Here is a 13,201-nt window from a genome sequence, read left to right on the forward strand (position 1 = left end):
TGTGACTGATGCAGCGCAGGTGACGCAGGGTGTACGCCCACTAACAGTCAAATCCGGCATAAGCGCACAATACTCTCCCAGATTTAAGGTTGTCCTCATTACCACTCAACCGACCCGCAGGCCCCGCGCGACGCTCCGGGCTCGATCTGCAACGTGGCGTGCTCGATGTGGAAGTCGTCGTGCAGCGCGGCCCGGGCGGCGCCCAGCACCGCGCCGACCTCCGCGCCGGGTGCCATGGTCAGGTGGGCCGAGGCCACCTCCATCCCGGAGGTCAGCGTCCAGACGTGCAGGTCGTGCACCTCGGCGACGCCGGGCACGGCGGCCAGCCGGTCGTGCACCGCGGTCACCTGGAGGTGCTCCGGCGCGGCCTGCACCAGGATGCGCAAGGCGGCCCGCCCGAGCCGCCAGGTGCGCGGCAGGATGAACACCCCGATCGCGACCGCCACCAGCGGGTCCGCCCACCACCAGCCGGTGGTGGCGATCAGCAGCGCGGCCCCGATCACGCCGAGTGACCCCAGCAGGTCGCCGAGCACCTCCAGGTACGCGCCGTGGACGTTGATGCTCTCCTTCGCCCCGGAGCGCAGCAGCGCGAAGGCGCCGATGTTGGCGAGCAGGCCGAGCGCGGCGACCACCAGCATCGGGCCGGCCAGCACCTCCGGCGGGTCGCCGAAGCGGCGCACCGCCTCGATCACGACGTAGACCGCGACGCCGGAGAGCAGGACGGCGTTGGCCAGTGCGGCCAGCACCTCCAGCCGGTAGAGGCCGAAGGTGCGCTGCGGGTCGGCGCCCGCCCGCCGGGTCGCGGCGATCGCCGCGAGCGCCATGCCGATGCCGAGCACGTCGGTGAACATGTGCCCGGCGTCGCTCAGCAGGGCCAGCGAGCCCGTGCGGAAGGCGGCCACCGCCTCCACCACCATGAGGCCGGCGAGCAGCCCGAACGCCGCCCAGAGCCGGCCCCGGTGGCGGTGCGCGGCATTCGCCACCGACCCGTGATGGTGGTCATGACCTGCGCCCACGCGCCCACCCTCCGTCAGGCGTCCGGATTCGCGTTCAATCTATGTTCACATCGCTATGTATGCAAGTAACGGCGGCTCAGCCGATCGGGTCGACGGTGGTCAGCCGCTGGGTGGCCCGGGACAGCGCCACGTACAGCGTCCGCACCCCCGACCCCGGGTCGGCCCGGATCTCGCCCGGGGCGACGAGGACGACCCCGTCGTACTCCATGCCCTTGGCCTCCAGGCTGGTCACCACCTGCAAACGTGGCGCGCCGAGCCCGCCCAGCCAGCCCGCCACCTCGTCGCGGCGCGGCACCGGCGTGATCACCCCGACGGTGCCCTCGACGTCGGCGAGCAGCGCGCCGGCCGCCGCCACCACCGCGGCCTCCAGCTCCGCCGGCGGCACCGACAGCGCGACCGGGTCGACGCCGGTGGAGCGCACCGCCCGGGGCAGCGGCAGGTCCGGGTGCAGCCGGCGGATCTCGGCCGCCGCCACCGCGAAGATCTCCGCCGAGTTGCGGTAGTTCGTGGTGAGGGTGAAGTGGTGCCGCTTGCGCCGGCCCAACGCCTGGTCCCGGGCCCGGGTCAGCTCCTCGGGATCCCCCGTCCACGCCGTCTGCGCCGGATCGCCCACCACCGTCCACGAGGCCAGCCGGCCCCGCCGGCCGATCATGCGCCACTGCATCGGCGAGACGTCCTGCGACTCGTCGACGACCACGTGCGCGTACTCCCGGTAGTCCTCCGGGCGTTCCCGCGCCGCCTCGCGGGCGGCGCGCTGCCGGTCGGCGAAGGTGCTCAGCTCGCGGACCCCGCCGGCCAGCTGGAACGGGTCCCGCTTCGCCCGGGCGGGCTTCATCGGCTTGCCGAGCAGCGCGTCCAGCTCGTCGAGCAGCGCGATGTCGGCGATCGTCAGCCCGGCGGCGTCGAGGCTGCGGTACGCGTCGGTCAGCAGCCGGATCTCGGCGCGGGAGAGGATCCCCTCGGCGTAGCGGTGCAGCCGGTCCGGACGGGCCAGCCAGCCCAGCACGTGCCGGGGGTGCAGCCGGGGCCACCACGCCTTCAGGAACTCCCGGAACTCCGGCCGCTCGGCGATCTCGTCCTCGAACGCGCGCTGCTCGGGCAGCCGGCCCACGCCCAACCTGCGGGCCTGCGCCCACAGCGCCGCGAAGACCCCGTCGAAGCCGGCCCGGCGCACCTCGTTGCGGCGGGCGCCCCGGGGCATCGCCCGGTCCCGGATGCCGTCCAGCTCGCGGCGCTCCAGCCGGAGCAGCTCGCCCCGGTAGAGCAGGCGCAGCTCGGTCGGGCCGCCCGGCACCGCGTCCCGGACCGCCCGCTCCAGCACCCGCCGCATCCGCAGCGAGCCCTTCACGGCCGCCACCGCCGGCGGGTCGGTGCGGGTGGCGGTCAGGCCCGCGAAGAGCGTGCCCAGCGAGTGCAGGGTGGCGGTGTCCTCGCCGAGCGAGGGCAGCACCGAGGCGATGTACTCGACGAAGACCGACGACGGGCCCACCACCAGGATGCCGCCGCCGGCGAACCGGCTGCGGTCGGAATAGAGCAGGTACGCGGCCCGGTGCAGGGCGACGGCCGTCTTGCCGGTGCCCGGGCCGCCGGACACGATCGTCACGCCCGAGCCGGGGGAGCGGATGGCCTCGTCCTGCTCCCGCTGGATGGTGGCGACGATGTCGCGCATGCCCCGGCCGGTGGCCTTCGACAGCGTGGCCAGCAGTGCGCCGTCGCCCACCACCGCCATGTCGGCGGGCGCGGCGACGGGATCGAGCAGGTCGTCCTCGATCCGGGTGACCCGCTCGGCGGAGGACTGGATCGTGCGCCGCCGCACCACGCCCAGCGGCTGCGCGGGGGTGGCCTGGTAGAAGGCGGCGGCGGCCGGGGCCCGCCAGTCGACCACCAGGGTGGACGCGTCGTCGTCGCGGATGCCGAGCCGCCCGACGTGCAGCACCTGCCGGTCCAGCAGGTCCAGCCGGCCGAAGACCAGGCCCTCGTGCTCGGCGTCCAGCATGTGCCGCCGCCGTGCGGCGTGGAACACCATCGCGTCCCGTTCGACCAGCGCCCCGAAGTTGCCCACCCGGGCGAGCCGGTAGCCCTCCTTCTCGGCGCTGACCGCCGACCGGCGCAGCTCGGCCAGTCGGGCGTACACCCGGTCGAGATGCCGCTGCTCGACGGCCATCTCCTGTTCCAGGGTGGTCTGGTCGGTCACCGCTCGCTCCTCCTGACGTCGGCGGCGGGCGGCGCGAACCGTGCGAACCGCGCCAGGCCAACCGCAAGAGGGTACGGCCCGCAGGCAACCAGCGGCGCCACCGGTGCGGGAAAGGAACCCGCGTCACGCCCGCAGGGGCCGCGCCGCGCTCCCCGCCGGGCCCGGTCCGGTCCGTGTCGCGCTCCCCGCGAGGCCCGGTCCGGTCCGTGTCGCGCTCCCCGCGAGGCCCGGCTCAGTCCGTGTCGCGCTCCCCGCCAGGCCCGGCTCAGTCCGCGCGGGCGGCGGCGGTGGCACCGGCCCCGGGGGCGGTGAGCACGCGACGGAGCACGCCGCCGAGCGCCGCGTTGACCTCGTCGGGGCGTTCCATCATCAGCATGTGCCCGGCACCCGGGCAGACGGTCAGCTCGGTCGCCGGCAGCGCGCCGGCGATCGACTCGGCGCAGGGCGGCGGGGTGAGGCGGTCGCGGTCGCCGACCAGGGCGGCGGCCGGCAGGTGGGCCAGCGCGGCGAGGGTGTCCAGCCGGTGCTGCGCCCCGATGGACGCGCGGAACCCGCCGATCGAGCGGAGGGTGGCGCGGGCCACCGCCGAAGTGACCAGCCGGATGTCGTGCGGGTCGCAGCGGTCGCCGAAGAGCATCCAGCGGATGCTGGGACGCAGCGCGCGCAGCAGCGCCCGGGGCGGTCGCCAGGCCCCGCACCGGGCCAGCACGCCGGCCCCGGTGGTCTCGGCGAGCCGGATCAGCCGGGCGATCCGGGGCGAGAGTCCGTACGCGGTGTGCGTGTGGCCCTCGGCGGTGGTGGAGACGAAGACCAGCCCGGCCGTCCGGGCGGCGAAGTGCGCGGGGTGGCGGTGCGCGTACTCCATGATCGTCATGCCGCCCATCGAGTGGCCGACCAGCACGACACGACCGGCCGGGGCCACCTCGTCCAGCACCGCGGCGAGGTCGTCGCCGAGCTGGGCCACGGTGGCGGTGGGCAGCGCCATGCAGCTCGACCGGCCGTGGCCGCGGGCGTCGTAGGTCACCACCCGCACCGCGTCGCCGAAGCGTTGCCGCAGGTCGACGAGTTGCCGGTGCCAGGCCCGTCCGTCCAGCGTCCAGCCGTGCAGCAGCACGACGGTGACCTCGGCGTCGGCCGGTCCAATCGCCTCGACGTGCAGGCGTACGTCGTCGGGAAGACGCACCTCGACGTGCTCCGGCATCGTCACCTCCCCAGGGCCGCACGGAACCGCAACACCGGGGATACCCGGTGGTAACACCGGCTACCCGTCATGAGACCACGGCAACCATGTCGGTGAGAAGGTTCGCAACCCGCTCCGAGTGTGCGGCTGGCCCGCCAAGCTGGGGGCATGGGGTCGCCCCGGGCCGCGCTGGCCGAGCTGCTCGCCGGCAACCGCCGCTTCGTCAGCGGCCAGCCGGTGCACGGCCACGACGTCACCGCCGCCGCGGCGGCCTCGGGCGACCAGCAGCCGTACGCGCTCCTGCTCGGCTGCATCGACTCGCGGGTGCCGCTGGAGGCGATCTTCGACCAGACCTTCGGCTCGATCTGCGTGATCCGCACCGGTGGGCACGTACTGGACCGGGCGGTGCTCGGCTCCATCGAGTACGTGGTCGGCGAGCTGGGCGTGCCGCTGGTGATGGTGCTCGGGCACGAGCGGTGCGGCGCGGTGGCCTCCGCCGTGGACGCGTTGCGGCGCGGGCGGTCGCCGGGCGGCGCGCTGGCCCACCTCGTCGACCAGATAGCCCCGGCGGTGACCGAGGTGGGCGTCGACGACCCCCGGGTGCACCCGATGGCGGTCCGGCGGCACGTGCTCCGTACGGTCGCCGCCCTGCGCGCCGACGACCGGCTCGCCGTCCCGGTCGCCGCCGGCCGCCTTACGGTGGCCGGCGCCCTCTACGACCTGACGACCGGCGAGGTGACCCTGCTGGAGGTGTAAGGAAGGGCACCTTGTTAACGCCTGGTGTATAGGAAGGGCCCCTTCCTTGCACCCAGGCCCGGCGCTCAGGCGGCGGAGGCCGCGGCGGGTGGTGGTGGGGTGGGAACGCAGAACCGCCCGCCGGGATGATCCCGACGGGCGGTTCAGGTGTCGCGTGGGGGAGGGCTCAGCCCTCGAAGACGCCGGCCTCGACGAGGCGCTTCTCGGTGGCGTCCCAGCCGTCACCCGGGTGGGTGGTGTTGAGGTTGTTGATCTCGGCGCGGATCTTCGCGGCGTGGCCGGCGGCGGCCAGCACCCGGATCTCCTCGACGAATGCCTCGGAGTCGGTGCGCAGGTGCGCGGTCTTGCCGTTGGTCAGGTTCCGCACGTAGGCGTGCTTGCCGCCGTTGAGCGGGATGAGGTACTTGAACTCGCCCAGCACGCTGAGGGCGCCACCCTGGCCAGCCTGGCCGGCCCGGACTGACGCGCGCGCGGTCTTAGAGGTGTTGCTCGCCACGGAGGTACTCCTTGCAAGACGTACGGGAGGACGGAACGTCCGGGGGCTGTGCGGACGACACCCTGGTGGGTGGGCCCGCGGAAGATGTGCGCGGCACAGGCCGCCGATGGAACTGTACACGACCGCGGTCCCTGGCTGGTCATCGCGTCGTGAGGGGTCAACCGGGGTACTCGTCCGACTATTCCGACCCGCGAATTTTCCGATTCCCTGGCGCATCATCCGTCACACCAGTCATCATGTGTTCCAGCAACCACTCGGGTGGTCGAGGTCGTAGGGGAAGACGCACCTCGCTCTCCGGGAGGTCACCGTGCCAACGCGTGGCGTCGTATACGTCCACTCGACCCCGCTCGCCGTGTGCTCACACGTCGAGTGGGCGATCGCGCGCGTCCTCGCCGCGCCGGTCAACCTGCAGTGGACGGCTCAGCCCGTCGATCCCGGCGCACGCCGGGCCGAGTGCGGGTGGACCGGTCGCCCGGGGACGGGCGCCGAGCTGGCTGCTGCCCTCCGGCAGTGGCCCATGATCCGTTTCGAGGTCACCGAGGAACCAAGCCCCGGCGCCGACGGCGAGCGCTTCATGTACGTGCCCGGACGCGGCCTGTTCCGGGCGAGCGTCGGCGCGGCCGGCGACATCCAGCTCGGCGAGGACCGCCTGCGCAGCATCATGGCGGGCGCGCGGGCGCCCGAGGCCCTCGCGCACGCCCTCGACAAGGCGCTCGGCACGGCGTGGGACGCCGAGCTGGAGCCCTACCGGTACGCCGGCGACGGCGCGCCGGTGACCCTGCTCACCCGCGTCGGCTGACGCCGGGGCCCGGACCGGGGCCGACTCCTCCTGGCGGGTGAAGGTCAAGTTGCCCCGATAAGGGGTGAACTGGTGGGATGGGCCGCGTGTCGACTACCCCGCGACGTGCCGGCGTCGCGCTCGCCGCCCTGACCGCACTGCTCGTCTCCGGGTGCTCCGGGCCGGCGGACCGCCGCCCCGACCCGGCCCCGACGAGCGCCGCCGCCCCGCCGGCCACCCCGACACCCGCCGCGAGCGTCCCCGGCACCGACCCCGCCGCCCGCGCCGCCGCCCTCGTGGCCTCGCTCGCCGACGAGGACCTCGTCGGCCAGGTGCTGATGCCGTACGCCTACGGCGACGCGGCCACCCGGGTCTCGCCCGGCTCGGCTGCCGGCAACCAGGCGCTGGCCGGGGTGGACACCCCCGCCCAGATGGTCGAGAAGTACCGGCTCGGCGGGCTGATCCTGGTCGGCTTCAGCGCCGACGACCCGACCAAGGGCAACCAGGAGACGACAAACGTCGACAACCCGAAGCAGGTACGCGCGCTGACCGACGGCCTGCGTGCGGCCGCCGGTCGGCTGCCCGCCGGGCCGGCGCCCTTCCTGATCGGCACCGACCAGGAGCACGGCGTGGTCACCCGGATCACCGACGGCGTGACCCTGCTGCCCAGCGCCCTCGCCGCCGGCGCCGCCGGGCGACCGGAGCTGACCGAGGCCGCCTGGCGGGCGGCCGGCACCGAACTCGCCGCGATGGGGATCAACCTCGACTTCGCTCCCGTCGCCGACGTGCTCGCCACCCGCAGCACCGTGATCGGCTCCCGGTCGTACGGTGCGGACCCGAAGTTGACGGCGGGGCAGGTCGCGGGCGCGGTCCGGGGCCTGCAGGCCGCGGGCGTCGCGGCCACCGTCAAGCACTTCCCGGGGCACGGGCACAGCGCCGCCGACTCCCACGAGGGACTGCCGGTGCTCGACCAGCCCCGCCGGACGCTGGAGACCGGGGCGTGGCCGCCCTTCTCCGCCGCCATCGACGCGGGCACCATGGCCGTGATGTCCGCCCACCTCGACGCGCGGTCGGTGGACCCGGGCACCGCGGCGACCTTCTCGCACAAGCTGCTCACCGACGTGCTCCGTGGCCAGCTCGGCTTCCAGGGCGTGGTGATCACCGACGGCATGAACATGCCGCCGGCCAAGCGCTGGTCGCCGGGCGAGGCCGCCGTGCGCGCGCTGAAGGCGGGCAACGACCTCATCCTCATGCCGCCGAACGTCCGCCAGGCGTACGACGGGTTGCTCGCCGCGCTCCGCGACAAGTCGCTGCCCCGGACCCGCCTCGTCGAGGCCGCGACCCGGGTGCTGACGATGAAGTTCAAGCTGGCCGACCGGCCCACGCCCGAGCTGTCCACGCTGGCCGGCCCGGCGCACCGCAAGGCGGCGGAGGACCTGGCCGCGGCGGCGGTGACGGTGCTGCGGGGCGCCTGCGGCGGCGGCGTACGGGGGCCGGTGACCGTGACCTCCTCCGGCGGGCGCGAGCACACGCGGGCGGCGCTGACCGAGGCGCTCAAGGCGGCCGGGGTCAAGGTCGTGGCCGGCGGCGGCACGGTGGTGCACCTCGTCGGGTACGGCGACGGCGCCGGCGACCTGCGCGCCGACGCCGCCGTCACGGTCGCGATGGACACCCCGTACGTGCTGGCGAAGGCCAAGTCGCCCACCCTCCTGGCGACCTACTCCTCCAGCCGGGCGTCGATGACCGCCCTCGCCGGGGTGCTGGCCGGCAAGACCCGACCGGGCGGCCGGTCCCCGGTGCCGGTGACCGGCCTGTCCGCCACGACCTGCGGGGCCTGAGCCGCGTCAGTCCCGGTTGATCCGGGCCGACTGCTTCACCAACTGGTACGCCGGCAGCAGCTCCACGGGGTCCGAGGTGTCCAGGCTCAGCACGATCGGACCGTAGAGGGAGGAGATCGCGATGGCCCGGTCGTGGACCGTGCCGCCGTCCTTCTTGGGGTAGCTCGCCTCGACGGCGTCGACGGTGCCGGCCTTCACCCGCCGGTACACCGCGTCCGTGGTCTTCGGCGCGTAGGCGTCGAGGAAGTACTTCAGGTGCGCCTGTGCGCCGCCGGCGACCCCGTCGACCCGCCACACCCGCAGGAACCCGGTGGAGCCGGTCGGCCGGGCGTCGATCTCGCACAGCATGAGGGCCTTGCCGAGGCGGGGCTCGCCGAACTTCGCCGAACCCTTCACCGCCTCGACCTTCCACTTCGCCGGCACGGAGAAGGTGACCGGCAGCTCGCAGGGCGTGCCCTTGCCGCCCACCGTGGTCCCGGCGGGAGCCGCCACCACCTCGTCGTGCCAGGGCGGGCCGGGGGTCACCGGGGAGGCGGTGACGCTCGGCGAGGCCGAAGGGGAGCCACCGGCCGACGGTGCCTCCTTCCCGTCGGCGCAGCCGCCGGTCAGTCCGATGGTGAGCGCCGCGAGCACGGCGGCGCGGGTACGACGTTGCATGGTGTCCATTCCCCGTTGACGACGAGAGCCGGCACATCAAAGCGGCGCCGAGCTGCGGCGTCAATCCGGTTGATCTACGGTGCCGCACGCAGGGCGGCCACCAGCCACTCCACGGCGGGCACCGCGGGCGGGAACGGGGGCCGCCGGTTGAGCACCCCGATCAGCTGCCAGTACCGCTCCACCTGCCGGTCGGTGAAGGTCGCGATGCCGTCGGCGAGCGCGAGCCGTTCGGCGCGGGACAGCCCCGGATCCACCATCTCGTCGAGCACCGCCCGCGCCCGCCCGGAGTCCGGGGCGATCCCGGCGGCGAGCGCGGCGCGCGCCGGCTCGACGGAGGGCATCGCTGGCGGCGGGGACGTCGCCGCCGCCCCGGCCACCGCCATCGCCCGTACCCGTAGCCGGAAGGCGGGGTCGGCGACCAGACCGGCCAGCTCGACCCAGGCGTCCACCTCCTCGTCGGTGGGCTCGTCGGGCAGGTCGGCGGGGAGCGTCCGCATCGCCCGGGCCAGCCCGTCGCCCTCGGGACCGGGCTCCACGCCACCGAAGACCTCGGCGACGAACTCGTCGATGATCCGTTGCCGCTCGCGGGCGGAGAGGCGGGCCAGGTCGTTCATCAGTCTCAACTCCTCGGTCGTGCTGCCACGTCGGGCGACCGACCGCAGCACCGCCCGGCGCAGCCGCAGGGTGCGGATCTCCGCGTCCAGGGCGCGGCTGTGCGCCTGGGCGACCTCCCGGACGCTCGTCCGCCGCTGGAGGATCCGGCGGACGTCGTCCAGGCCGATCCCCAGCTCCCGCAGGCTCCGGACGAGGTCCAGCCGGGCCACGGCCGCCGCGTCGTAGAGGCGGTAGCCGCCGGTGGACCGGGCGGTGGGCGGGAGCAGGTCGAGGTCGGACCAGAAGCGGATCGTCCGGACGGACAGGCCGGTCCGGCGGGCGAGTTGCCCGATGGTGAACAGGTCGGTGCGGTCGGCCACGTGGATGAGCCTCCTGTCTCCAGCCGCTGGAGGGTCAAGCGGGAAAACCGGGTCGCCCTCGGCCGTCCCACCTGGCACCCTGTGCGCCCATGGGGACAGCAGAGGGTTTCACGTACGTCGAGCGGCCGGACGGCACGGTGGTCATCACCCACCACGGCCGGGCGGCGGGCACCCTGCGCGGTGGCCGGGCGGCGGAGTTTCTCGCCGAGGTCGACGGCGACCCGCAGCTCGTGATGGCCCGGTGGACCGGGAACTACCGCCGGGGCAACGAGCGGACCGCCCGCCAGCATCCCCGCAACCGGGGCTGAACGACGCGCAAGGGCCCGCGCTCGTGCTGAGCGCGGGCCCTTGCGACGGTGTGTGCGGCTACAGCGGGATGTTGCCGTGCGCGCCCCGGGCCGCCGGGGCGGCGGCGAGGGCTTCGGCGATGCGGCGGCGGGTCTCGGCCGGGGTGATCACGTCGTCGACGACGCCGATCTCGAGGGCCCGGTTGACGCCACCGGCGATGCGGGTCTGCTCCTCGACGAGCTGCGCGCGCAGCGCCTCGCGCTCCTCGGCCGGGGCGGCGGCGAGCTTCTTGCGGTGCAGGATGTTGACGGCGGCGCCGGCGCCCATCACCGCGACCTCCGCGTTGGGCCAGGCGAACACCGCGGTGGCGCCCAGGGAGCGGGAGTTCATCGCGATGTACGCCCCGCCGTAGGCCTTGCGGGTGACCAGGGTGACCCGGGGCACGACGGCCTCGGCGAAGGCATGCAGGAGCTTCGCGCCCCGGCGGACGACGCCGTCCCACTCCTGGCCCAGGCCGGGCAGGTAGCCGGGGACGTCGACCAGGACGATCAGCGGCACGCCGAGGGAGTCGCACATGCGCACAAACCGGGCGGCCTTCTCGGCGCTGGAGGCGTCCAGGCAGCCGCCCAGGCGCAGCGGGTTGTTCGCGATGACCCCGACGGTACGCCCGGCGAAGCGACCCAGGGTGGTCACCACGTTCGGCGCCCACTTGGCGTGCAGCTCCACCCCGGGGGCGTCCAGCAGCGCCTTCACCACCGGCTTGACGTCGTAGGCCCGGTTCGTCTCGACCGGCATCTTCGCCGTCAGGTCGTGTCCCCCCTCGTCCTGGGCGGACACGTCGTCGGGCGACAGGCGCCCCTGCCGGCCGAGCAGCGCGGCGAGCTTGCGCGTCTCGGCCAGCGCCGTCTCGTCGTCGGCGCAGGTCACGTGGACCACCCCGGAGCGGCGGCCGTGCGGCTCGGGCCCACCGAGGCGGGCCATGTCGACCTGCTCGCCGGTGACGCTGCGGACCACCTCCGGGCCCGTCACGAAGATCCGGCCCGCGCCGCTCATCACCACGATGTCGGTCAGCGCCGGCCCGTACGCGGCGCCACCGGCCGCCGGGCCCAGCACCGTGGAGATCTGTGGTACCCGCCCCGAGGCCCGCACCATCGCCGCGAACACCTGACCCACCGCGTCGAGGGCGACCACGCCCTCGGCCAACCGCGCACCACCCGAGTGCCACAACCCGATCACCGGCACCCGCTCCCGCACCGCGGTGTCGATCGCGTCCACGACGTGCCGGCACCCCTCGGTGCCCATCGCCCCGCCCATCCGCGTCGCGTCCGTGGCGTATGCGACGACCGGCGAGCCCTCGACCTCACCGCGCGCCCACAGCACACCCGAGGTGTCCCGTGGCACCGACAGCCGCAACGAACCCGCGTCGAACAACGCCCGGAGCCGAACCTCCGGATCCCGATGGTCCGCGACGGACGATGCGTCCACGCCAACGGCGGTGGTGGTCACGTGAGCCTCCATGGCTGTGGTCTCAGGCCCGCGTGAAGACGAGAGCCACGTTGTGCCCGCCGAAGCCGAACGAGTTGTTCAGCGCGGCGGGGATGTCCATGTGGCGCGCCTCGTTGGCGGCCACGTCCAGGCTGAGCCCGTCGTCGGGGTCCTCCAGGTTGATCGTCGGCGGTACGACACCGTCGCGGATCGCCAGGATGGTGGCGATCGACTCCAGCGCGCCCGCCGCACCCAGCAGGTGACCGGACATCGACTTGGTCGAGGTCAGCACCGGGTGGTCACCCAGCGCCGCGCGCAGCGCGGTGATCTCCGCGACGTCCCCGACCGGGGTCGACGTGGCGTGCGCGTTGACGTGCACGATGTCCGCCCTGGCGACACCCGCGTCCGCGATCGCCTTCGCGATCGCCCGGATCGCGCCCTCGCCCTCCGGGTGCGGCTGGACGATGTCGTAGCCGTCGGAGGTGAGTCCGGCGCCGGCCAGCCGGGCGTAGACCCGGGCGCCCCGGGCGGCGGCGTGCTCCGCCCGCTCCAGCACCACGATGCCCGCGCCCTCACCCAGCACGAAGCCGTCGCGGCCCTTGTCCCACGGCCGGGAGGCCCGCTCCGGCTCGTCGTTGCGGGTCGACATCGCCCGCATCGAACTGAACCCGGCGATCGGCAGCTGGTGGATGACCGCCTCGGTGCCGCCGGCCACCACCACGTCGGCCCGGCCGGCCCGGATCATGTCCATGCCGAGCGCGATCGCCTCGGCGCCGGTCGCGCAGGCGCTGGCCACCGAGTGCACCCCGGCCTTCGCGCCCAGCTCCAGCCCCACCCAGGCGGCGGGGCCGTTCGGCATCAGCATCGGGATCGTGTGCGGGGAGACCCGCCGCGGGCCGGACGCCTCCAGGATGTCGTCCTGGGCGAGCAGCGTCAGCGCGCCGCCGATGCCGGAGCCGACGCTGACGCCCAGCCGCTCCGGGTCCAGCCCGGAGTCGGCCAGGCCGGAGTCCGCCCAGGCCTGCTGCGCCGCGATGATCGCGATCGCCTCGGAACGGTCGAGCCGGCGGAGCTTGACCCGGTCGATCAGGCCGGTCGGCTCGACCGCGAGCCGGGCGGCGATCCGGACCGGCAGTTGCTCGGCCCACTCCTGGGTGAGCGGACCCACCCCGGAGCGGCCGGCGAGCATGGCGTCCCAGGTCGACGCGACGTCCCCGCCCAGCGGGGTGGTCGCGCCGAGCCCGGTGACGACGACGTCGGTGTGAGCCATGATCAGGACTGCGCCTCGATGTAGCTGACGGCGTCCCCGACGGTCTTCAGGTTCTGCACCTCGTTGTCCGGGATCTTGACGCCGAACTTCTCCTCGGCAGCCACCACGACCTCCACCATGGAGAGCGAGTCGACGTCCAGGTCGTCGGTGAAGGACTTCCCCTCGGCCACGTCGTCCGGGTTCACCCCGGCAACCTCTTCGAGGATCTCGGCGAGGCCGGCGGTGATCTCGTCACGGGTCATTGCGGTTGGTTCCTCTCATCGTGGATC

Annotated in this window: 13 protein-coding genes; 4 read left to right on the forward strand and 9 right to left on the reverse strand. The window is 74.2% G+C overall.

Going from position 1 to position 13,201, the window contains the following annotated elements; genetic code table 11:
* Positions 1–98 precede the first annotated feature (98 nt).
* The 3 genes from RM555_RS12595 to RM555_RS12605 form a co-directional block, all read right to left on the reverse strand.
* Positions 99–1,016, reverse strand: coding sequence for a cation diffusion facilitator family transporter (locus tag RM555_RS12595; RefSeq protein ID WP_311411909.1), 918 nt, complete (start codon positions 1,014–1,016; stop codon positions 99–101).
* A 76-nt stretch (positions 1,017–1,092) separates the two neighbouring features.
* The gene (locus RM555_RS12600; RefSeq protein WP_311411910.1) at positions 1,093–3,210 is read right to left on the reverse strand and encodes a HelD family protein; all 2,118 of its coding nucleotides are present in this window, start codon (positions 3,208–3,210) and stop codon (positions 1,093–1,095) included.
* 265 nt (positions 3,211–3,475) lie between these two features.
* Entirely contained in the window at positions 3,476–4,411 is a 936-nt protein-coding gene (locus RM555_RS12605) for an alpha/beta fold hydrolase (RefSeq protein WP_311411911.1), read from the reverse strand.
* A gap of 147 nt (positions 4,412–4,558) precedes the next feature.
* Between RM555_RS12605 and RM555_RS12610 the strand changes: the two genes are divergently transcribed.
* Positions 4,559–5,146: a carbonic anhydrase gene (locus RM555_RS12610; RefSeq protein ID WP_311411912.1), complete on the forward strand. Its 588-nt coding sequence runs from the start codon at positions 4,559–4,561 to the stop codon at positions 5,144–5,146.
* A 166-nt stretch (positions 5,147–5,312) separates the two neighbouring features.
* Here the strand turns inward: RM555_RS12610 and RM555_RS12615 are convergent, their stop codons facing one another.
* On the reverse strand, positions 5,313–5,642 hold the full coding sequence (locus tag RM555_RS12615) for a hypothetical protein (protein WP_074313395.1): 330 nt from the start codon (positions 5,640–5,642) through the stop codon (positions 5,313–5,315).
* 307 nt (positions 5,643–5,949) lie between these two features.
* Here RM555_RS12615 and RM555_RS12620 point away from each other — a divergent pair, with 307 nt between their 5' ends.
* Together RM555_RS12620 and RM555_RS12625 are read left to right on the forward strand one after the other, a co-directional pair.
* Positions 5,950–6,441 (forward strand): DUF3145 domain-containing protein, encoded by a 492-nt coding sequence (locus tag RM555_RS12620; protein ID WP_121400330.1) that lies wholly within the window; start codon positions 5,950–5,952, stop codon positions 6,439–6,441.
* 77 nt (positions 6,442–6,518) lie between these two features.
* Positions 6,519–8,258: a glycoside hydrolase family 3 protein gene (locus RM555_RS12625; RefSeq protein WP_311411913.1), complete on the forward strand. Its 1,740-nt coding sequence runs from the start codon at positions 6,519–6,521 to the stop codon at positions 8,256–8,258.
* 6 nt (positions 8,259–8,264) lie between these two features.
* Here RM555_RS12625 and RM555_RS12630 read toward each other — a convergent pair whose 3' ends face one another.
* A complete protein-coding gene (locus tag RM555_RS12630) occupies positions 8,265–8,915 on the reverse strand; it encodes a lipoprotein (protein ID WP_311411914.1) in 651 nt (216 codons plus the stop codon).
* Between the two features lie 74 nt (positions 8,916–8,989).
* The gene (locus RM555_RS12635; RefSeq protein ID WP_311411915.1) at positions 8,990–9,889 is read right to left on the reverse strand and encodes a helix-turn-helix domain-containing protein; all 900 of its coding nucleotides are present in this window, start codon (positions 9,887–9,889) and stop codon (positions 8,990–8,992) included.
* An 89-nt stretch (positions 9,890–9,978) separates the two neighbouring features.
* Here RM555_RS12635 and RM555_RS12640 point away from each other — a divergent pair, with 89 nt between their 5' ends.
* On the forward strand, positions 9,979–10,197 hold the full coding sequence (locus RM555_RS12640; RefSeq protein ID WP_311411916.1) for a hypothetical protein: 219 nt from the start codon (positions 9,979–9,981) through the stop codon (positions 10,195–10,197).
* Between the two features lie 58 nt (positions 10,198–10,255).
* Here RM555_RS12640 and RM555_RS12645 read toward each other — a convergent pair whose 3' ends face one another.
* Genes RM555_RS12645 through RM555_RS12655 form a run of 3 tightly spaced genes read right to left on the reverse strand, consistent with a single transcriptional unit; the run spans position 10,256 to position 13,174 of the window.
* On the reverse strand, positions 10,256–11,695 hold the full coding sequence (locus tag RM555_RS12645) for an acyl-CoA carboxylase subunit beta (protein WP_225852393.1): 1,440 nt from the start codon (positions 11,693–11,695) through the stop codon (positions 10,256–10,258).
* 10 nt (positions 11,696–11,705) lie between these two features.
* Positions 11,706–12,932: a beta-ketoacyl-ACP synthase II gene (gene fabF / locus RM555_RS12650; RefSeq protein ID WP_311411917.1), complete on the reverse strand. Its 1,227-nt coding sequence runs from the start codon at positions 12,930–12,932 to the stop codon at positions 11,706–11,708.
* Positions 12,933–12,934: 2 nt separating this feature from the next.
* Positions 12,935–13,174, reverse strand: coding sequence for an acyl carrier protein (locus tag RM555_RS12655; RefSeq protein WP_007072348.1), 240 nt, complete (start codon positions 13,172–13,174; stop codon positions 12,935–12,937).
* Positions 13,175–13,201 lie beyond the last annotated feature (27 nt).

This window comes from Micromonospora reichwaldensis (assembly GCF_031845925.1).
Classification (GTDB): Bacteria; Actinomycetota; Actinomycetes; order Mycobacteriales; family Micromonosporaceae; genus Micromonospora; species Micromonospora reichwaldensis.